The 19,499-nt window shown below is 71.5% G+C and carries 15 protein-coding genes; 7 read left to right on the top strand and 8 right to left on the bottom strand.

Annotated features, from left to right (window positions below; genetic code table 11):
• Nucleotides 1–79 precede the first annotated feature (79 nt).
• On the bottom strand, nt 80–2,545 hold the full coding sequence (locus tag AB0E24_RS30295; RefSeq protein ID WP_359381722.1) for an ABC transporter permease: 2,466 nt from the start codon (nt 2,543–2,545) through the stop codon (nt 80–82).
• A gap of 255 nt (nt 2,546–2,800) precedes the next feature.
• Here AB0E24_RS30295 and AB0E24_RS30290 point away from each other — a divergent pair, with 255 nt between their 5' ends.
• Both AB0E24_RS30290 and AB0E24_RS30285 read left to right on the top strand, forming a co-directional pair.
• Entirely contained in the window at nt 2,801–4,156 is a 1,356-nt protein-coding gene (locus AB0E24_RS30290) for a sensor histidine kinase (RefSeq protein ID WP_359381720.1), read from the top strand.
• A gap of 29 nt (nt 4,157–4,185) precedes the next feature.
• Nucleotides 4,186–4,902 (top strand): response regulator transcription factor, encoded by a 717-nt coding sequence (locus AB0E24_RS30285; protein ID WP_102935399.1) that lies wholly within the window; start codon nt 4,186–4,188, stop codon nt 4,900–4,902.
• A 47-nt stretch (nt 4,903–4,949) separates the two neighbouring features.
• Here AB0E24_RS30285 and AB0E24_RS30280 read toward each other — a convergent pair whose 3' ends face one another.
• A complete protein-coding gene (locus tag AB0E24_RS30280) occupies nt 4,950–5,906 on the bottom strand; it encodes a LysR family transcriptional regulator (RefSeq protein WP_359381718.1) in 957 nt (318 codons plus the stop codon).
• Nucleotides 5,907–6,105: 199 nt separating this feature from the next.
• Here AB0E24_RS30280 and AB0E24_RS30275 point away from each other — a divergent pair, with 199 nt between their 5' ends.
• A complete protein-coding gene (locus tag AB0E24_RS30275; RefSeq protein ID WP_359381715.1) occupies nt 6,106–6,801 on the top strand; it encodes a type 1 glutamine amidotransferase domain-containing protein in 696 nt (231 codons plus the stop codon).
• A 54-nt stretch (nt 6,802–6,855) separates the two neighbouring features.
• Here AB0E24_RS30275 and AB0E24_RS30270 read toward each other — a convergent pair whose 3' ends face one another.
• Nucleotides 6,856–7,881 carry a LacI family DNA-binding transcriptional regulator gene (locus AB0E24_RS30270; RefSeq protein ID WP_359381713.1) on the bottom strand — a complete coding sequence of 342 codons (1,026 nt, stop codon included), beginning with the start codon at nt 7,879–7,881 and terminating at the stop codon, nt 6,856–6,858.
• Between the two features lie 242 nt (nt 7,882–8,123).
• On the opposite strand from AB0E24_RS30270, the gene AB0E24_RS30265 reads away from it, so the two are divergent.
• The 4 genes from AB0E24_RS30265 to AB0E24_RS30250 all read left to right on the top strand — a co-directional run bounded on the left by AB0E24_RS30265 (nt 8,124) and on the right by AB0E24_RS30250 (nt 14,020).
• Nucleotides 8,124–8,906 carry a TIM barrel protein gene (locus AB0E24_RS30265; RefSeq protein WP_147966663.1) on the top strand — a complete coding sequence of 261 codons (783 nt, stop codon included), beginning with the start codon at nt 8,124–8,126 and terminating at the stop codon, nt 8,904–8,906.
• A 132-nt stretch (nt 8,907–9,038) separates the two neighbouring features.
• On the top strand, nt 9,039–10,061 hold the full coding sequence (locus tag AB0E24_RS30260; protein ID WP_359381710.1) for a Gfo/Idh/MocA family oxidoreductase: 1,023 nt from the start codon (nt 9,039–9,041) through the stop codon (nt 10,059–10,061).
• 166 nt (nt 10,062–10,227) lie between these two features.
• Complete coding sequence (locus AB0E24_RS30255; RefSeq protein WP_359381707.1) at nt 10,228–12,858, top strand: ATP-binding SpoIIE family protein phosphatase; 2,631 nt, start codon at nt 10,228–10,230, stop codon at nt 12,856–12,858.
• A gap of 64 nt (nt 12,859–12,922) precedes the next feature.
• The gene (locus AB0E24_RS30250; RefSeq protein ID WP_079153248.1) at nt 12,923–14,020 is read left to right on the top strand and encodes a LacI family DNA-binding transcriptional regulator; all 1,098 of its coding nucleotides are present in this window, start codon (nt 12,923–12,925) and stop codon (nt 14,018–14,020) included.
• Here AB0E24_RS30250 and AB0E24_RS30245 read toward each other — a convergent pair.
• The 5 genes from AB0E24_RS30245 to AB0E24_RS30225 form a co-directional block, all read right to left on the bottom strand.
• Entirely contained in the window at nt 14,014–14,952 is a 939-nt protein-coding gene (locus AB0E24_RS30245) for a carbohydrate ABC transporter permease (RefSeq protein ID WP_087684149.1), read from the bottom strand. The two genes, AB0E24_RS30250 and AB0E24_RS30245, sit on opposite strands and share 7 nt — an antisense overlap.
• A 7-nt stretch (nt 14,953–14,959) precedes the next feature.
• Nucleotides 14,960–15,910 carry a carbohydrate ABC transporter permease gene (locus AB0E24_RS30240; RefSeq protein ID WP_069867676.1) on the bottom strand — a complete coding sequence of 317 codons (951 nt, stop codon included), beginning with the start codon at nt 15,908–15,910 and terminating at the stop codon, nt 14,960–14,962.
• Between the two features lie 33 nt (nt 15,911–15,943).
• A complete protein-coding gene (locus AB0E24_RS30235) occupies nt 15,944–17,251 on the bottom strand; it encodes an extracellular solute-binding protein (RefSeq protein WP_102933598.1) in 1,308 nt (435 codons plus the stop codon).
• Nucleotides 17,248–19,143, bottom strand: a complete 1,896-nt coding sequence (locus tag AB0E24_RS30230; RefSeq protein ID WP_359381702.1) for a glycoside hydrolase family 2 protein — start codon at nt 19,141–19,143, stop codon at nt 17,248–17,250. The genes AB0E24_RS30235 and AB0E24_RS30230 overlap by 4 nt, the downstream gene beginning before the upstream one ends.
• Before the next feature lie 122 nt (nt 19,144–19,265).
• On the bottom strand, nt 19,266–19,499 hold the full coding sequence (locus AB0E24_RS30225; RefSeq protein WP_069867679.1) for a hypothetical protein: 234 nt from the start codon (nt 19,497–19,499) through the stop codon (nt 19,266–19,268).

The raw sequence follows: 19,499 nt of genomic DNA, 5'->3' as shown, positions 1-19,499 counted from the left end.
CACCTCCGTCGTCTTCCGGTGGTTTCCCGGTCGCGACACGCCGGGTGGTGGGGCAAGCCGGTCGGTTGCCCCACGACCGTCATTCGGTGTCCGCGCCGATGGCCTTCAGCATCGGCATGCGCGCCGCCTGACGCCCCGGCCAGAGCGAGGCCAGGACACCGATCGCGGCGCTCGCGAGGAAGAAGACGGCCGTCCTGCCCCAGGGGATGACGAGCGGAACGACCTCCTGGCCGAGGACGGCCGCCGCGCCGATGGCCGTACCGGTGGCGACCCCGAGCGCGGAGCCGAAGAGGGAGATGGTCACCGACTCCAGGCGCAACACGGACCCGACACCACCGCGGTCCAGCCCGATGGCCCGCAGCAGCCCGATCTCCCGCACCCGTTCGAAGACGGCCATGCCCATGGTGTTGACCACCCCGAGGGCGCCGATCAGCACGGTGACGCTGAGCATGGCGTACATGATGTTGAGGAACGGCGCGGTCCGCGCGGTGGCGGCGGCCCTCGCGTCGGCGCGGTCCTGGACGAGCAGCGCCGGGTTGTCCAGGGTGCGCCGGATCTCCTCCTGGAGCGTTGCGGTGCGGCCTGGGGCGGCCTTGACCAGGACCGAGTCGATGTTCGGCCGGTCCTCGGCACTGGCCGGACGGGGCAGGGCGCGATCGGAGACGAGGGCGGGGGTCAGATCCTCCGGGCCGTCGTAGATCGCGACGACGGGCAGCCGGATACGGCTGCCCGAGGTGTCCGTGCCGGGGCCGGTGAAGGCACCGGTGACACGGGAGCCAAGCCGCCAGCCGTGGGCGGCGGCCAGCTCCTCGGTGACGGCGATGCCCTCGCCGAGGCGGTCGAGCGACCCCTCGCGGACGGTGAGCGACGCCGCGCGCTCCACCGCGGCGGGGTCGACCGCGGTGACCGCCAAGGAGCTCTTGTCGGCGAGGTCGAGATAGGTGTGGATGACATTGGTGACGGCCTCGGCGCCGGCGAGCCGCCTCACCCGGGCGGCCGTGCCCTCGCCGATCTCCCCGAAGTCCACGGCCGTGATGCGCAGGTCCGAGGTCATGGAGCGGTCGGCCTCCTCCTCGTCGAAGCGGTTCACCGAGGTGACGGCCACGGTGACGGCGGTGACCATCGCCAGACCGACCATCAGGGTGGTCGCCGTGGCCGCCGTACGCCGTGGATTGCGGCGGGCGTTCTCCACCGCCAGCTTGCCCCGGACGCCCGCCAGCCGGGTCAGGGGCGAGCGCAGCAGCCCGGTGACGCCCAGCGCGAGCAGCGGCGTGAGGACGATCAGGCCGACGAGCAGCAGGGGCGCGGCGCCGAACAGGAGGTCCGGCGCGCCGACGGCGGCGGCGACCAGCAGCGCGCCACCCGCGGTGACGATCAGACCGATGGTGTTGCGGCGGCGCAGCGAGGTGGCGGTGGACGGCTGGACGGTCCGCAGCGCCGCCACGGGCGGTACGGCGGCCGCCCGGCGGGCCGGGACGTAGGCCGCGAGTACGGTGACCCCGACGCCCACGGTGAAGGCCGCGAGCAGCGGCCCGGCGGACAGCGGCGGTACATCGGCGCTCCCCGCCCCGGAGGCGTCGAACAGGCTGCCCAGCAGGTGCGCCACGCCGATGCCCAGCCCGTAGCCGATGGCCGAGGCGGCGGTGCCGACCAGGGCGGCCTCGGCCAGGACCATCCGCAGCACATGGCTCCTGGTGGCGCCGACCGCCCGCAGCAGCGCGTGTTCCCGGGCGCGGGCCGCGCTGAGCATGGTGAAGGTGTTGGCGACCAGGAAGGTGGACACGAACAGGGCGACGCCGGCGAAGCTCAGCAACAGTGTGGTGAGCTTGTCCGTGTCCCCGTCCGAGGCGGCACCGGACTCCAGGTCCGCGCGGGTGACCGCCCGAAGTCCTGTCGGCAGCAACTTCTGTGCCCGCCGGGCGAGTTGGGCATCCGACGTGCCATCGGCGGCGGTCAGTGTGATCGCCGAGTAGCTCATCGACGCGGGGGCGAAGTGCCGTCGGGCGGTGGCGGTGTCGAAGGCGGTGAGCGTACCGCCGGAGTCCACCCGGCTGTCATGGGCGGTGAAGACACCGACCAGCCGTGCGTCACGGGCCGTGCCGCCCACGACGATGCGCACCCGGGCGCCCACCCGGTACCCGGCGCGCTCGGCGGTCCTGCGGTCCACGGCGATCTCGGCGGCGCCACGGGGGCCGCGGCCCGCGATGAGCGGATAGCGGATGTCCTTACCGCTGGCGTCGGGCACGTAGTTGACGCCCGCGGCCTGGAACAGATCGCCCACCAGAGTGCCGTCCGAGCCGACGAGGAACGAGCGGCCCTCCACCACACCGCGCGCCGCGGTCGCCGACGGCAGCGCCCGCAGTCGCCGCAGCAGCGTGTCATCGAGCCGGTGCGGGTCGGAGTCAGCGGGGTCCGCGGTGATCGAGACGGACGTGTCGGGCTGGGAGTTGGACTGGGCGCGGTTCACGGCCGCTCTGACGGAGTCGCCGTAGAGCAGCGAACCGGTCACGAAGGCCACGCCGAGTACGACGGCGAGGGCGGGCATCGCGAAACGGAGCCGATGGGATCGGAGGGTGCGCAGGGCGGTGCGGAGCATCGACGGCCTTCGGAAGGGGGAACGGTCGGGGAGGGGCGTGGCGCGGCGCGCTCCAGCGCTCTCCGGCCGCCCCTGGTGTCATCCTTCGCGGCGGCGCGGAGTGGCGGATCCACCGGAATGCCGAAGCCGTCCGTGCCCCTTCCCCGGTTTCCTCGGCCGAAAGTCTGATGTGGCGACGGCGGCCGGGCCGTAGCGTGACCTGCCATGATCTCCGAGTTCCGGTCCCGTTTCCGCCTCCGCCACCTCCGGCTGGGCCTGGTCGGCGTCAGCCTCGTCGTCCTCGTGGTCCTGGAGGGGCTGAACGCGCCGCATCCGGCGATGGCCGCGGCGACGACGGTGTCCGGCGTGGTGTGTCTGGCCGCGCTCGCCGTGCCGGAACGCCGCTTTCTGCCCTGCGCCATCGGCTCGGCGGCCGTCTCATGCGCGCTGACCTTCACGGAGGCACAGCTGTCCGAGCGTCCCCCGAACACCCCGGGCATGGTGGAGCTGATCGCGCTGCTGCTGCTCATCACCCGCGCCGTGCGGCGCTGCTCGCCGCTGAGAGCGGTCGGACTGGCCACGGGACCCGCACTCGCCGCCGTGGTCCTCCCCCTGCGGATCGAGGTGTGGGACGACCACCTCAAGAATCTGATCGCCGTCATCGCGGTCTGCGCCGTGCCGTTCATGGTGCTGGTGGGGCTGTGTCTGCGTCTGTACGACACGCTGCGGGAGCGGGAGCGGGAGGCCATCCGGCAGTCCCAACGCCTTGAGCACGCCCGGGAGTTGCACGACTTCGTGGCCCACCACGTCACGGCGATCGTCGCGCAGACCAAAGCCGCGCGCTTCACGGCCGCGGCCGGACACACCCAGTCCCCGGAGGACCTGGACCGGATGCTCGCCCAGATCGAGCGGGCCGGATCCCAGGCGCTGGGTTCGATGCGCGCCATGGTCTCCAGCCTGCGCGACCACACCGCCGCCGCCACGACCCGGCCCACGGGTGATCCGGCGGGCCTGAACGGTTTGCGCGGCCTTCGCGGTCTGTGTGACCTCATCCAGGAGTTCTCCGAGGCGGGGCCGCCCGCCGAGCTGATCCTCGCCCCCGAAGTCGCCGACCGTCCGCTGCCACCCGGTATCACCACCACGGTCCATCGCGTGGTGCAGGAGTCCCTGACCAACGTCCGCAAGCACGCGACCGGGGCCGGCCGGATCGAGGTGCGGATCGGTGTACGGCCCGGCGACCCGGAGCGGCTGGAGGTGTCGGTCGTCGACGACGGACAAGGCGGCGCCTCGCCCGCCGCCGAACGGTCGGCCGAGGGGAGCGGCTACGGTCTGATCGGCCTGGCCGAGCGCGTCGAGAAGGCCAACGGGCGTATCACGGCGGGGCCGAGGGACGGCGGTGGCTGGCACGTCCTGGCGGTCCTCCCCCTGGACAAGGTGGCTCCCGACACGGCTTCGGCCAGGGTGACCCAGGACGAGGCGACCCAGGACGATGCGACACCGGACGAAGCGACACCGGACAAGAAGGCCCCGGCGGAGGTCACCCTCGGCAAGGCGGCCCCGAACGTGGCCTCCTCCGGCTGACGGCCGGCCCGCCTGCGATCATGCGTGACATGACGATCCAGGTACTCATCGCCGACGACCAGGAGATGGTCCGTGCCGCCTTCCGCATGATCCTCGACTCCCAGCCGGACATGCGGGTCATCGCCCAGGCGGCGACCGGCCTCGAGGCCGTCGACCAGGCCCGCCGCCTGCGGCCCGATGTCTGCCTCCTGGACATCCGCATGCCCGAGCTGGACGGTCTGGAGGCCACCCGGCTCCTCGCCGGACCCGATGTGCCCGATCCGCTCAACGTCCTCATCGCCACCACCTTCGACCTCGATGAATACGTCTACCGCGCGCTGCGCAACGGTGCGTGCGGCTTTCTGCTCAAGGACGGCGCGCCCGGTCTGCTCACCGAAGCGGTACGGGCCGCGGCCTCGGGCAACTCGCTGATCTCCCCGTCGGTGACGGTCCGTCTGCTCGCGCATATGGCACCCCACCGCGATCGGCCGGCCCGCTCCGAGGCCCGTCCGGCCCGCCGGGGGAAGGGCGGGCCGGGGGATCTGATCGAGCCGCTGACCCAGCGCGAGGCCGAGGTCGTCCGGCGGGTCGCCCGCGGCCGTACCAATGAGGAGGTGGCCGCCGATCTGCATGTCACCCTGTCCACCGTCAAGACCCACCTCGGCAACGTCCAGCGCAAGCTGGCCGCCCGCAACCGCGTCGAGATCGCCGCCTGGGCCTGGGAGCACGGCATGGTGGACGAGTCCTCGCCGAACGGCGGGCGGTGACCCGGCAGATCCGCTGAGGTGTGCGGGTTTCCGCAGATGTGCGCCCGTCACCAGGCGCGGGCGGCGCGCTGAAGCCGCTCGCGGACCCGGGCGACGTCCGGATTGGCGTCGGCCCCCGGCCGCTGTACGAGGAAGAGCGTGTTGAGCGGTGGCTCTTCGGGCTCATGGAGCAGAACGAGCCCGCCGGAGGCGAGTTCGTCCTGGCACAGATAGCGGGGGAGCACGCTGTAGCCCGCGCCGGCGGCGACGGCGGACACGGCCCCGCGCAGATCCGGCACGGTCACCGCGGCCTGGGCGGTGAGCCGCTTGCCGAAGACATTGCGCCAGTACCGGCGGGCGATGGGGAGGTCCTCCGCGTAGGTGATCAGCGGTACATCACGGACCGCGGCACACGGCCCGTCCGCCGCCAGACGCCCCCCGATGCGCCGGGCCCAGTCGGGCGAGGCGACCAGCACATAGTCCTCGTCCGCCAGCGGCAGCGAGGTCAGCGCGCGGCCGCCGGGGCGTCTGGTGGCGAGCACAAGGTCGTGGTGGCCCGCCCGCAGCGCCTCCAGCAGCGGATCGGTCAGCCCCATCGTGATTCGCAGCCGTACCCCCTCCGCGACCAGCGGGGCGAGTGCGGGCAGGGCGCGGGTGCACAGAAACTCGGCCGGGCCCGCCAGGTGGACCGGGGTGGTGCGCCCGGTGAGTACGGTACTCCGGCCCCCGAGGGAAGCGAGGGCGTCGAGCGGCCCGGCGATCTGTCCGGCCAGATCATGGGCGAGGTGGGTGGGTTCCACCCCGCGCGGAAGCCGGGTGAACAACTCCCGCCCGGTCTGCTGCTCCAGGGCGCGGATCTGGGCGGTGACGGTCGGCTGGGAGAGTCCGAGCAACGGCGCCGCGGCGGTGAACGAGCCGGAGCGGTAGACGGCCAGAAAGGTGCGCAGCAGATTCAGATCGGCATGGGGCGGGGTCCGCCCGCCACCGATGACGATATCGCCGGTTCGTTGTGTCCCGTCCTCCATGCGGCCAGCATAGAAAGCCCCACGGCGTTTCCTTCCATCGGAATCCCGATGCCGTCGATCGACTCACCTATTGGCATGTCGATGCCCAGTGGATCTACCTTCGACCACGCCGTCAGGACGGCGGCGCCACGTCGGGGCGGCGACCACGCCCCGGAGAAGCAGGCGATCACACGGCGTGTGATCGCGTCGAGGAGTGAGCATGGCGAAGATCCTGTTTGTGATGACCGGTGCCGACCAGTGGACACTGGCCGACGGTACGAAGCACCCCACCGGCTACTGGGCCGATGAGGCCGTCGTCCCCTACGAGGCGTTCAAGGCCGCGGGCCACGACATCACGGTGGCCACCCCGGGAGGTGTCGTCCCGCCCGTCGACGCCGCTAGCCTCAGCCCCGAGGTCAACGGCGGCCCGGAGAACGCCGCCAGGATCAGGAACGTCGCCGAGACCGCCGCCGAGTTCCATGCGCCCGTCGCGCTCGGCGAGGTGAACCTGGACGACTACGACGCCGTCCATGTCCCCGGTGGCCACGGCCCCATGGAGGACCTCGCGGTCGACGCCGACTCGGGCCGGATCCTCACCCTGGCGGTGCGGCGCGGTATGCCGGTGAGCGTTGTCTGCCACGGCCCCGCGGCGCTGTTGGCGGCGGTCGCGGAAGATGGCTCCCACGCCTACGCCGGCTACCGGATCACCGCCTTCACCAACGAGGAGGAGCAGATGGCCGGCAACGCCGACAAGGCCAAGTGGCTTTTGCAGGACCGCCTGACCGAGGCGGGCCTGACGGTGCGGGTCGGCGAGCCGTTCGCCCCGCATGTGGAAGTCGACCGCAACCTGGTCACCGGCCAGAACCCGGCCTCCTCCGGCCCGCTCGCGGACGAACTGCTCAAGCAGCTCGGTTGATCCGTCGTCACCGCCTCAGGTGAACGGGGCCGCGTCTGACCTCGGCGTTGCCCCTCAGGCGGGCGTGGCCGTGGTGCCCCGGACGACGAGGTGGGGGGCGACCACGGCCTCCCCGGTGGGTGTCGGCGCTCCCTCCAGGCGGGCGATGGCCCGGCCGACGGCGAGTTCGGCGAGGCGTGGGATGTCCTGGCCGACGGTGGTGAGGTCGATATGGGCCAGGCGCGCGAGATGGCTGTCGTCGAAGCCGACGACGGAGATCTCGCCGGGGACGGCCACCCGGGCGCGGAGGAGGGTGTCCAGGACGCCGGTGGCCGAGCGGTCGTTGAAGACGAGGACGGCGGTGGGCCGGGTGGCGGCGTCGAGGAAGGCGCGGGCGCCCGCGGCGCCGTCCTCCTCGGTGAGGCCGCCGGGCAGGACGCGGACGCGGTCGGCCAGGCCGTGGCGGTTCATGGCGGTGCGGTAGCCCCGGCGCCGGTCGGCGGCGCCGGGTGCCCGGCCGCCGTCGATATGGGCGATGTCGCGGTGGCCGAGGGCGACCAGGTGGTCCACGGCCTGGCGGGCGCCCTCGTCATCGGCGGTCCGCACCACCTCCACACCCGGGGCGGAGCCCCGCAGCCGGCGGGCCACGGAGACCACCGGGAGCTGTTGGGCGAGTTCGGCCAGGCGCGCGGCCGGGGCCTGTGGGCCGAGCAGGATCAGGGCCTCGCAGCGGTCGGCGAGCAGGGTGTCGCTGGCACGCTGCTCACCACGTCCGGCGGCCACGGCGCTCAGCGCGATCTGGTACCCGGCGGGCTCGGCCACCGCGTAGATGCCCTCCAGCAGATCGGAGTGGAAGGGGTGCTGAAGGCCGAACTGCACCCCGAGGAGATGGGATCGGTGGCTGCGCAGCAGCCGGGCCCTGGCGTCCGGCCGGTATCCGATCTCCTGGGCGGCCTTGAGGACCCGTTCCCGGGTGGCGGCGCCGGCGCCCTTGGCGTCCCGCATCACGATGGAGACCAGCGCGGTGGACACACCTGCCCGCGCCGCCACGTCCGCGAGGGTGGGGCGCTTCCCATGGGGGACGGCCGGCGTCGATGGCACCACTGGTCTCCCTGGTCGAGTCGTCCACGGTCGGGGGTTTCGCCTTCCGGGCGACGATCGTAGCCCAGGGCGCGATGTGTGGTGGTCCGCGCTTCTATAACGTTCTAGTCGTTCGGCCGCCGGCCCTTGACAGGGGTGGCCGACGGCTGGCGTACTGCTGCTCACTACTAGAACGTTCTAGTGATCGCGGAAGGCTCATGGCCGGAACGTTCCAGTTGGGGCCGGAGAGAGGGCGAGCAGCGATGTACACGTTGGCGGTCTGCGCCGAGATGGTCTTCCGGGATCTGCCGGTCCATGAACGGGCACGGCGCATCCACGACGCCGGTTTCCAGGTCGAGATCTGGGACTGGAGCCGACACGATCTGACCGCCCTCGAGCGGACCGGCGCGGTGTTCTCCTCCATGACCGGCTATCTCCGCGGCGGCCTGACGGACGAGGACGGTGCGGCCGAACTCCTGCGCACCGCCGAGGAGTCGGTCGAGGTGGCCGAACGGCTCGGCTGCCCCCGGCTGAATCTGCACGGCACCGGGCTGGACGGCCACGGTCTGCCGGTGGTGCCGGTGGCGGGCGCGGCCACGGGCCCGATGTGGATGGCGGCCCACCGCACCCTCACCCGCCTCGCCGAGCTGGGCGAACGCGCCGGGGTCACCTTCACCCTGGAGAACCTCAACACCGCCGTCGACCACCCCGGAGTGCCGTTCGCGACGGCCGCCGACACCCTGGCCCTGGTCGAGGCCGTGGACCGGCCGGGGCTGCGGATGAACCTGGACCTGTACCACGCGCAGATCGGCGAGGGAAACCTGATCGAGCTGGTCCGCCGCGCCCATGGCCGGGGCCTGATCGGTGAGATCCAGGTGGCCGACGTACCCGGTCGCTGTGAACCCGGAACCGGGGAGATCAACTACCCGGCGCTCGCCCGAACCCTGGCCGACCTCGGCTACGCGGGGACGGTGGCCATGGAGGCGTGGGCCTCCGGTGACAGCGACCTCGCCCTGGAGCGCTTCCGCTCCGCCTTCGCCCGCTGAGCGCGCGGCCGCGCCGCCGCCCCACCCCGATCGCACCCGATCGCACCCGATCGCACCCGATCTCGCCCAGGGGCCACGGAACCCACGGAACCCACAGACCCCACGGAACCAGGTAACCAACGGAGCATCCGCATGACCACGCGACACCCCCTCCCCATCGGTCTCATCGGGGCCGGACGCATGGGCTCCTTCCACGCCGAGACCCTCGCCCGCCGTCTCCCCGGCGTCCGTCTCGCCGCCATCGCCGACCCGGCCCCGGGAGCCGCGCGAGGGCTCGGCGACCGGCTGGGCGGCACCACGGCGTACACCGAGATAGCCGAGTTGCTCGCCGACCCCGGGATCGAGGCGGTGGTCATCGCCACCCCCGCCCGTACCCACGCCGGGCTGGTCGAGGCCGCGGCCCGGGCGGGCAAGGCCGTCTACTGCGAGAAGCCCATGGCCGTCACCCTCGACGAGGCGGATCGCGCCATCGCGGCCGCGGCCGACGCCGGTGTCCCTCTCCAGGTGGGCTTCAACCGACGCTATGACGCCGGCTTCCACGCCGCCCACGAGAAGATCCGCGCGGGCGCCATCGGCACTCCGCAACTGCTGCGTTCGCTCACCCGCGACCCCAAGCCGGCCGATCCGGGCCGTATCCCGCCGTGGACCATCTTCCTGGAGACCCTCATCCACGACTTCGACACCCTGCGCCATCTCAACCCCGGCGCCGCGCCGGTGGAGGTCTTCGCGTTCGCCGACGCCCTGGTCCGCCCCGACTTCAAGGACCGCGGACTGCTGGACACCGCCGTGGTCACCATCCGCTTCGACAACGGCGCCCTCGCCACCGCCGAGGCGAACTTCCAGGCGGTGTACGGATACGACGTCCGTGGCGAGGTGTTCGGTTCGGCGGGGATGCTCACCATGGGCGACATCCGCCGCGGCCATCTGACCGCCTACGGCCCGGACGGCATCGCCGCCGATTGCGTCAGCTACGACCAGGATCTCTTCCACGACGCCTACGTGGCCGAGCTCGCCGACTTCGCCGAGTGTGTGCGCACCGGACGCGCCCCGTCCGTCACGGGACAGGACGCCCGCGCCGCCCTGTCCGTCGCGCTCGCGGCCATCGAGTCGGTGACCACCGGCGGACCCGTCCGCGTCGGCGGCATCGCCGCGTAGGGGCACGGCCCTTCCGCTCTCGGTGACGGCTCCGGCGATATGCGCCGGGGCCGCACGCATCGGGCGGGACTCGCCTCGGGGTAAGGGTTATATTCGGGCTATATGGGACGCGGCCGGCCTGCGATCCGTACGACACCGGGCTCCCAGGGAGATGACAGGTGGCGCCATGGGTGTGGATGAGCAGCACCCACACAGCGCGGACACCCGGATCACCCGGTCGGCGCGGACGCGGCTTCGGCTGCTGGGCTCCGCGGGCGGCCAGCTGAGTGGCACCGGGCCGCTGAGACTCGCGCTCGGGCAGGCGGTGGCCGGATCCGGCGCTCTGGGCGGCATGATCCATGTGCGTGATCCGCGCCGGGGAGAGATGTGCCTCGTCGCCAGTATGGGGCTCCCGGACCACCTGATCGCGGGTTGGGAGGTCCTCACGGAAGAGGACAGCGCGGCCCCCGTGTCCTGTCTGCGCTACCGCACCCACGTCTGGTCGCCGCCCCCGCCCGATGTGCCGCACCGGGCGCCTCCCCCGTCGTCCGGCCGGTCCTCCTCTGAGGACTTCTCGCCCCGCGCCGGCACGCTGCCGCCCGGGAGCGGTGTGGCGTCCGTGCCCGTGCTCACGGCCGATGGGCAGCCGGTGGGTGCGCTGTCCGTCCTGGTGGAGGCGCAGGGTGAGATCGGCGGTGCGGAACGTGCCTTCCTGCGGATGGTGGCCGACTGGGCCGCCGACTACCTGCGGCCCGTCAGCCCCGCCGCCACGGACACCGGGCAGGCGGGGGAGCCGCTCGGCGGCGAGGCCGTCGGCAGTGCCGTATGGCGGATGAACGACGGTCTGCTGGCTCTCGACCATCAGGCGCGGCTCACCTTCGCCAACGCCGCGGCCCTGAAGTTGCTGGGGGCCTCCGCCCAGGAGGCGCTGGGAACCGTGCTGTGGGACCACCCGGTGATCCGCGACACCGGGATGGCCGCCTGCCACGGGCGGGCCCTGGCCAACCGCGCACCGGCCGGCTTCGACACCCGCTGGCCCGGGAGGGCGGGCTGGTACCACGCACGTCTCGACCCCGTCCCCGACGGGCTGGTCATCCACATCACGGACATCACCGAACGCCGGGCACAGGAGGCCGAGCGGTCCGCGGCTCAGCGCACCGCGGCGGAGCGGGTCATGCGCATGGGGGAGCTGACCTCGGCGCTCGCCGAGGCGCTGACCGTCCAGGACGTGGTGAAGGCGGTCGCCGACCGGATGCTTCCACCGTTCGGCGCCACCGGCCTGATCTGCCAGCTGATCGAGAACGGGCGGCTGCGGATGGTCGGTTCGGCCGGGTATCCGGAGGAGTTCCTGGAGACCGTCCAGACATTCATGGTCTCGGACATGTCCGCCATCGTGCAGGTGCTCAGCTCCCGCACCCCGCACTTCCTGTCCACCCCGCGGGAGTACGCCGAACAGCACCCCGACGCCCTCGGCTACCTCTACCGCAGCGGGATGAACGCATGGGCCTTCCTCCCCCTGATCGCCTCCGACCAGCAGATCGGCTACTGCGTGGTGAGCTTCGCACGGCCGCGCCACTTCTCCGAGGAGGACCGTTCCCTGCTCATCGCCCTGAGCGGACTGGTCGCCCAGGCGCTGGAGCGGGCCCGGCTGTACGACGCCGAGCACACCCGCGCCCAGGAGCTCCAACGCGGGCTGCTGCCCCGTACGCTGCCCGCCGTCCCGGCGGTCGCCGCCGAGGCGCGCTATCTGCCCGCCACCGAGGGCGTGCAGGTCGGCGGCGACTGGTACGACCTCATCCCGCTGTCCGGTGAACGGGTCGCCCTGGTCATCGGCGATGTCATGGGCCATGGGCTGTCCGAGGCGGCGACGATGGGCCGGCTGCGCACGGCCGTCCACACCCTCGCCGATCTCGAACTTCCCCCCGATGAGCTCCTCAGCCACCTCAATGAACTGGTCGGCGACCTCGGCGATGACTTCTACGCCACCTGTCTGTACACGGTCTACGACCCCGTCACCAACCGCTGTGCCTTCGCGAGCGCCGGGCACCCACCGCTCGCCATCGTCCACCCCGACGGCACGGCCCACTTCCCCCATGTGGACGCCGATCCGCCGCTCGGCGCCGCCAGCCCGCCCTTCGAGACGCATGAGGTACGGGTGCCGGAGGGCAGCCATCTGGTCCTTTACACCGATGGCCTGGTGGAGTCGTCCACGGTCGACATCGACGAGGGCATGGACCGCCTGGCTCAGGCCCTCAGCAGGGTCGTCGCACCCCCGCCCGAACCGCCCGGGACCGAATCCGCCCCCACCACGCTGCACGATCCCGGCCGCCTGTGCGACGCCCTCATCAGCGCACTGGTGCCGGAGCAGGCCGCGACCCACGACGACGCCGCGCTGCTGATTGCCCGGACCCGGTCGCTGGCGCCCGGCCGGGTGGTGTGCTGGGCGCTCCCGGACGGCCCCATCGCCGCCGCGGAGGCCCGCCGCCGGGTCACCGAACAGCTGTCGGCGTGGCATCTGGACGAGCTGTCGATGACCACGGAGCTTCTGGTCAGCGAGCTGGTCGGCAATGTCGTCCGGCACGCCAAGGGCCCACCGCGGCTGCGCCTGCTGTACGGCAGAACACTGATCTGCGAAGTCTCCGACGGCAGCCTCACCACCCCGCGGATCCGCCGCGCCGCCGAGACCGACGAGGGCGGGCGCGGGCTTCAGCTGGTCGCGGCGCTCTCCGATCGGTGGGGCATGCGCTATACGGCGACGGGCAAGTGCATCTGGACGGAGCAGGCGCTGCCCGCGCCCTCGCGACCGGCCGTCACCTGAGGCGGCGGGGCCCACGGCGGGCCCGGCGGTGCGGCCCGCCACCGTCACGCTCTAGGATCGGTCGGTGACCGCCGTGAAGCAGCAGACCACCAGGGACCAAGCGGCACCGGGGCGGAAGCGCTCGGACGGTGCCGCCCGCAGCGCCACCGTCAAGGACGTGGCGACGCTCGCCGGGGTCTCCCCGAAGACCGTGTCGAATGTGATCAACGGCTTTGTGCATGTGTCCCCGGCGACCCGGGAGCGGGTCCAGCGGGCCATCAGAGAGCTCGGTTACCGGCCCAACCGGGTGGCCCGCAACCTCCGCCGCGGCAGCACCGGCATGCTCGGTCTCGTCCTGCCCGAGCTGGACGTCCCGTACTTCGCCGAGCTGGGGCGCCACTTCCTCACCACGGCCGAGGAACACGGCCGCACCCTGCTGATCGAGCAGACCCTCGGCGACCGCGAGCGGGAGGCCGCGGTGATCCACGGCCTGGGCGACCAGGTCGTGGACGGCATGGTGGTGAGCCCGCTCGCGCTGCACGGCAGCGCGCTCGCGGACCACCTCGGCACCGTGCCGCTCGTGCTCATCGGCGAACGCCCCAGCGGCGGCCTCGCCGACCATGTGGTGATCGACAACGTCGCCGCCGCGAAGGAGGCCGTGAGCCATCTGGTGGCCGGCGGGCGCCGCAGGATCGCCGCCATCGGCGTCCAGCCCGAGCCGTACATCGGCACACCGCTGCTGCGCAGGACCGGCTACCGGCAGGCACTGGAGGAGGCCGGGCTGCCGCCCGACCCCCGGTTGGAGCGGGAGACCCCCCGCTACCACCTGGCCGAGGGGGCACGGGCGATGGCGGCTCTGCTGGACCACGCGGAGCCGCCGGACGCCGTGTTCTGCTTCAACGACGCGCTGGCCCTCGGCGCGCTGCGGACCCTGTACGAGCGCGGACTGCGGGTGCCGGACGACATGGCCGTGATGGGCTTCGACGACATCGAGGCCGCCCGCTACAGCACACCGAGCCTGAGCAGCGTGGCGCCGGACAAGGCCGCCATCGCCCGGCACGCCGTCGATCTGCTGCTGGAGCGGATCGAGGCACCGGACCGTCCGGCCCAGGAGGTCGTCGTCGGACATACGCTCCACATCCGCGAGTCCACCGAGGGCGGTGTCACCGGGGTCGCTCACTGACCTCCCAGACCCGTGGTGGCCACCGACCTGACGATCTGGCGCTGGAACAGCATGAAGACGATCAGCAGCGGGATGGAGCCGAGGATCGAGGCGGCCGACTCCTGGGCGTTCCGCAGCCCGGTGGAGTCCTTCACGGTCGACAGCCCCACCGGCAGCGTCATCAGCTGCGGATCGCTTGTGCTGATGAACGGCCAGAGGAAGTTGTTCCAGGTGTTGATGAAGACGAATATCGCCACGGCCGCCAGGATCGGGCGGGACAGCGGCAGCACCACGCTCCAGAACACCCGGAAGCTGCCCGCCCCGTCGATCCGGGCCGCCTCCTCCAGCTCCCGCGGAATGCCGTCGAAGAACTTCTTCAGGATGAACACCATCGCGGGCGCCACCACCTGCGGCAGGATCACCGCCGCGTAGGTGTCGACGAGGTTCATCGCGAGCATCTGCCGGAACAGCGGCACGATCAGGATCTGCGGCGGCACCATGATGGAGGCGACGGTGACGGCGAAGAGCACACGGCGGCCGCGGAAGAGGGTGCGCGAGAAGGCGTACGCCGCCATCGCCGAGACGGCCACGGTGATCGCCGTGACGCATACGGCGATCACAACGCTGTTCACCGCCCACACTGGCAGATTGCCCTGACCGAAGATGGTCCGGTATGCCTCGAGGGTAAAGCCCGCCTTGGGGATCCAGTCGGCGCCCGACGCGCTGGCGTCGACCTCCGTCTTGAACGAGGTGTCCACCCCCCATCCGAACGGCACCAGCCAGACCACGGTCATCAGCGCCAGCGCCAGCAGCGTCAGCACCCGGGGGAGCGGGCCCGTCCCGAGCGTGGGATGCCAGGCATGGCCGCCGTAGCGGCGCCGCCGGACCACCTCCCGGGGCATGGTCGAGCGGTGTTTTCCGGGGGTACGGGGGGAGAGTGTTTCGGTGGTCATGGTGCGATCAGTCCTCCCTGCGCGAGAAGATCTTCAGCTGTGCGATCGAGAGGATGATGATGAGCCCGAAGAACACATACGACACCGCCGAGGCGTAGCCGAGCCGGTAGTTGGTGAAGCCGGTGTCGTAGATGTACTCAAGGATCGGCCGGGTGGCCCCGTTCGGGCCGCCCTTGGTCAGCAGATAGATCTGGTCGAACACCTTCAGCGAGGCCATCAGCTGCAACACCGCGATCAGCGCGGTGGTCCGGCGCAGCTGGGGCAGTGTGACCGACCACAGCCGGCGCCACGCACCGGCGCCGTCGAGCGCGGCGGCCTCGTAGAGATGGTCGGGGATCGCCTGGAGCGCGGCCAGGTAGAGCAGGAAGTTGAACCCCACCGTCCACCACAGGGTCACCAGCGCGATGGACCACATCGCGTACTTCTCGTCCGTCAGCCAGGCGATCCCATCGATGCCGAAGATCCCCAGCAGGCTGTTGAGCATCCCGCGGTCCGGCTGGAACAGCATGCTCCAGATCTGGTAGACCACCGCGACCGGCAGCAGATGCGAGGCGAAGAAGGCCAGCCGCCACAGCCACTGCCCCGGCATCCCCGTGTACACCAGCAGGGCCATCACCAGGGCGATGACCACGAGGGGGACGGTGGTCAGAACGGTGAACCAGACCGTGTTGCCGAGGGTCTGCCACACCTGGCTGTCGCCGAACGCCTCGGTGTAGTTGTCCAGTCCGACGAAGGCGTTGTCACCGTGCCCGGTCAGACTGGCGTCGGTGAAGCTCATCCACAGGCCGATGCCGATCGGCACGATGAGGAAGAGGGTGAAGAACACCAGGAAGGGGGTGGCGAAGAGCCACCCCGCGCCGCCCGGGGACCGGCGCCGGTCCGTGGCGGTCGCCCGGCGGAATCCGGCGCGCCGGGATCCGGTCGCGGCCTGCCGCGCGGGGGTGGAGACGGAAGCCATGACATCGCTCCTTTCCATTGCGATTCCGCGCGATCAGGCCGGATTCGGCTGGGCCAGCAGGGTGTTGATCTGGGAGACCATCGTGCGCACCGCGCTCTGGGCGGACGACGAACCGCCGAGCGCGGGATCGAGCGCCTGGCACATCCGGGTCTGGAAGTCCGAGCCGGAGCCCGCGAACCACACCGGCGGGTCGAGTACGAGCTGCTTGGCGGCGTCCGCGTACTCCGACTGCGGACGCAGCTTGGCGTAGGCGGCGGATGAGACGGCCGGGGTGTACGCGGGGATATGACCCGCCGAGGCCCAGGTCAGCCCGGACCGGACCAGCTCGGCCACGAACTGGTGGGTGCGCCGCCGGTGCTCCGGATCCGGGTTGTCCTGGTGCGGCAGCACCAGGGCGTGGCTGTCCGACGCGCCCGCCGGACGGTCGTAGAAGGTGGGGATGGGAGAGCCGCCCAGCCTGTCCTTCAGGGCCGCCTTGTAGGTGGCCATGTCCCACTCGCCCGAGAAGATCATCGGCGACCGGCCGTTGGCGAAGGCGGCGATGGCCGTCGAGACGTCCATGGTGCGGCTGTCGCGCGCCAGGTCGGCCATGAAGCGCACCACCTCGACGGCGGTGTCCTCGTCGATCTCGGCCCGTTCGCCCGTGAGGTCGAAGGTGGCGCCGGTCTGGCTGAACAGCGTCCAGAACATCCGCCAGCCCATCGCCGCGTCGTTGGCGTGGCCGAAGACGGGCCCCAGCTTGCCGCTGTCCTTGCGGAGCTTGTCCATCAGCTCCAGGGCGTGCTTCGGCGATTCGAAGGGCACCAGCCGCCCGTCGCCCGTGAGGAGACCCGCCTTGTCCATGACGTCCCGGTCGAAGAAGACCACGAAGGGGTGGGTGTCCAGCGGAATGGCATACGGGTCGCCCTGGTACAGACTCCGTTTGACCAGCGTCTTGTTGAGGTCCTCCTGTTTCAGCCCGAACTCGGCCAGCAGATCCAGGTCCCAGGGGTCGAGCAGACCGCCCGGGGCATAGCCCGCCAGCCGGGTCAGATGCATGATCGCCACATCCGGCGAGCGGCCGCCGGCCGAGGCCATCGCCAGCTTGGTGTAGTACGGCGGGCCCCAGTCCAGCACCGTCGTCCTGACCTTCAGATCCGGGACGCGCTTCTCCACGTTCCGCGTCATGGTCTTCATCAGCTCGCCGTCGGGGCCGGTGAAGAGGGTCCAGTACTGGATCTCGTCCGCGCTCGCCACGCTTCCGGCGATCGAACCGCAGCCGCTGAGCGCGGATGCCAACGCCGCGGACCCCGCCCCGTACACCGCGCCTCTCAGCAGACCACGCCGTGACAGTCCGCTCATCGCCCCTCCTCACCGGCCGGCCGCTCGAACGCGGCGGGGCGCTGCTGGGCCGCGCGCAGCCGCTCCACGTCCAGCTTGCGGCTCCGGTCGAAGCGGTAGACCCCGTTCTGCTCCTGGAAGACATCGGTGAGCTGGGTGTAGCAGTAGCCGAACATCAGCGGGTCGTCGAGCAGCGCCCCGGTCAGCCCCGCGAACCGCGTCTGGAACTCCTCCTCGGTCCGCGGCCGCTGCCCGTAGCCCCAGGACACCTCGCGGTCGTCACCGGCCGCGGCATCCGCCTCCTCCGGATTCCACCAGATGCCGCCGAACTCGCTACAGAAGTAGGGCTGGCCGCGGTACGGCAGCGACCACACCGCGTCGGTGTCCTTCTTGTCGGGGTTTCCCTGGTCGTCGGGGTTGATGAACGGCTCGTTCTTGTCCAGCCCCGCCATCTGGCGGCGGAACGCCTCCGGGTCCTGCTCATAGCTGTGCGAGTCGTACACATCGGTCTCGGCCACGCGATGGGAGTAGCCGGACGCGTCCAGGACCGGCCGGGAGGTGTCGGCGGCCTTGGTGGCCAGGAACATCCCCCGGGTGACATCGTCCAGGACCGTCTGCCGGTCGTGGAGTTCCTGGTGTGTCTCGTTGAGCGGACACCAGCCCACGATCGACGGATGGGAGTAGTCCCGCTCCACGGCCTCCAGCCACTGGGCGATGAAACCGGCGGTGGGCCGCTGGTTGTCCGAGGCGGTGCGCCCCGTATTGGCTCCCCAGTCGCCGAACTCGCCCCAGACGAGATAGCCGAGCCGGTCCGCGTGGTGCAGGAAGCGCTCCTCGAACACCTTCTGGTGCAGCCGCGCCCCGTTGAACCCCGCGGCCAGCGACAGCTCGATGTCCCGGACCAGGGCGGCGTCGTCGGGAGCGGTCATCAGCCCGTCGGGGTACCAGCCCTGGTCGAGGACGAGCCGCTGGAAGACGGGGCGGCCGTTGAGCAGCAGCCGCTTGCCGTCGATGGCCACCGAGCGCAGCCCGGCGGTGCACTCGGCGCGGTCCACGGCCGCGCCGCCGCCGTCCAGCAGCTCGATCCGCACCCGGTACAGATGGGGGTCCTCCGGACACCACGGCCGGCGCCGGTCCTCGGGCAGCGTGAGCACCATGCGGGGTGCCATGCCGAGGTCGGCGCGCACGGTCGCCTCGGCCACCGTCTCGCCGTCCGCGTCGCTCACCCGGGCCGTGATCCGGTGGCCCGGGCGGTTGGCGCTGAGCGGCAGCTCCAGGTGGAAGGCCCCGGACGCCAGGTCGGGGGTGATCCGGGGCCGGTGCAGATGGACCTCTGACACCGGCTCCATCCACACCGTCTGCCAGATGCCGGTGGCGCGGGTGTAGTGGCAGTCGCTGTTGGCGTACTCGGTGGCCTGCTTGCCGCGCGCCTGGGGGCCGTGCCGGGCGTCCCGGGCCCGTACGACGATCACCACCTTCGCGTCGCCGCCCGCCGCGCCCGGCACCTCGCCGAGGTCGGCGGTGAAGGAGGTGAAGCCGCCGCTGTGCCGGGCCACTTCGCGGCCGTCGGCCCAGACGGTGGCATCGTGGTCGACGGCCCCGAAGTGCAGCAGCACCCGCCGGCCGGCCCAGTCCGCCGGTATCCGGACCGTGCGCCGGTACCAGACGGCGGGGTGGAAGTCGGTGTCCCCGATCCCCGACAGCTCGGACTCGGGGCAGAACGGGACCAGGATCCGCTCGTCCAGCTCCTGGTGCACCAGACCGCGCTCGAGCCCGCTGTCACCGGGGTCGAAGGCGAACTGCCAGCTGCCGTTGAGATTGAGCCACTCTTCACGGACGAAGTTGGGGCGGGGATATTCGGGTCGTGGAACGGCGTTCGAGACTTCGGGCGAGGCCACGCCGGGCTGTGCCATGGGATCTCCGGGGGAGCAGGGGATTCGACCGGGCAGGGGTATGCCATCACCGGTTTACATCGTTGTAAAGATCCCGCGCAGCAACTTTTGCCGTGACCTCGCGCGGCCGCCGGTGCGGGTGGCTAGATCTCGCCCTTCTTGACCTTGTACAGTTCGATGTCCCGGTTGGCGAAAAGGTGCACAAAGCCGCAGTTCCAGCAGATCAACCCGGTGGCCGACTCGTTGGCCCAGCCGAACTTGAGCAACTCCATGCCGGTGCTGTTGAGCTTCACCTCGCGATCCCGGAAAAGGTCGCCCTTGCAGAACACACATGTGATCCAGTTGTCCCCGATCGCCGCACGTACAGGCTTGGCCAC

Origin of the sequence: Streptomyces malaysiensis subsp. malaysiensis (assembly GCF_040653035.1) — a bacterium.
Taxonomy (GTDB): Bacteria; Actinomycetota; Actinomycetes; order Streptomycetales; family Streptomycetaceae; genus Streptomyces; species Streptomyces malaysiensis.
This window is presented reverse-complemented; position numbering and strand designations above follow the sequence as displayed.

Coding starts and splice junctions, on each gene's coding strand:
- AB0E24_RS30275 (WP_359381715.1), top strand. CDS start 6,106: ATGGCGAAGATCCTGTTTGTGATGACCGGTGCCGACCAGTGGACACTG.
- AB0E24_RS30280 (WP_359381718.1), bottom strand. CDS start 5,906: ATGGAGGACGGGACACAACGAACCGGCGATATCGTCATCGGTGGCGGG.
- AB0E24_RS30245 (WP_087684149.1), bottom strand. CDS start 14,952: ATGACCACCGAAACACTCTCCCCCCGTACCCCCGGAAAACACCGCTCG.
- AB0E24_RS30255 (WP_359381707.1), top strand. CDS start 10,228: ATGGGTGTGGATGAGCAGCACCCACACAGCGCGGACACCCGGATCACC.
- AB0E24_RS30230 (WP_359381702.1), bottom strand. CDS start 19,143: ATGGCACAGCCCGGCGTGGCCTCGCCCGAAGTCTCGAACGCCGTTCCA.
- AB0E24_RS30235 (WP_102933598.1), bottom strand. CDS start 17,251: ATGAGCGGACTGTCACGGCGTGGTCTGCTGAGAGGCGCGGTGTACGGG.
- AB0E24_RS30290 (WP_359381720.1), top strand. CDS start 2,801: ATGATCTCCGAGTTCCGGTCCCGTTTCCGCCTCCGCCACCTCCGGCTG.
- AB0E24_RS30295 (WP_359381722.1), bottom strand. CDS start 2,545: ATGCCCGCCCTCGCCGTCGTACTCGGCGTGGCCTTCGTGACCGGTTCG.
- AB0E24_RS30285 (WP_102935399.1), top strand. CDS start 4,186: ATGACGATCCAGGTACTCATCGCCGACGACCAGGAGATGGTCCGTGCC.
- AB0E24_RS30240 (WP_069867676.1), bottom strand. CDS start 15,910: ATGGCTTCCGTCTCCACCCCCGCGCGGCAGGCCGCGACCGGATCCCGG.
- AB0E24_RS30260 (WP_359381710.1), top strand. CDS start 9,039: ATGACCACGCGACACCCCCTCCCCATCGGTCTCATCGGGGCCGGACGC.
- AB0E24_RS30265 (WP_147966663.1), top strand. CDS start 8,124: ATGTACACGTTGGCGGTCTGCGCCGAGATGGTCTTCCGGGATCTGCCG.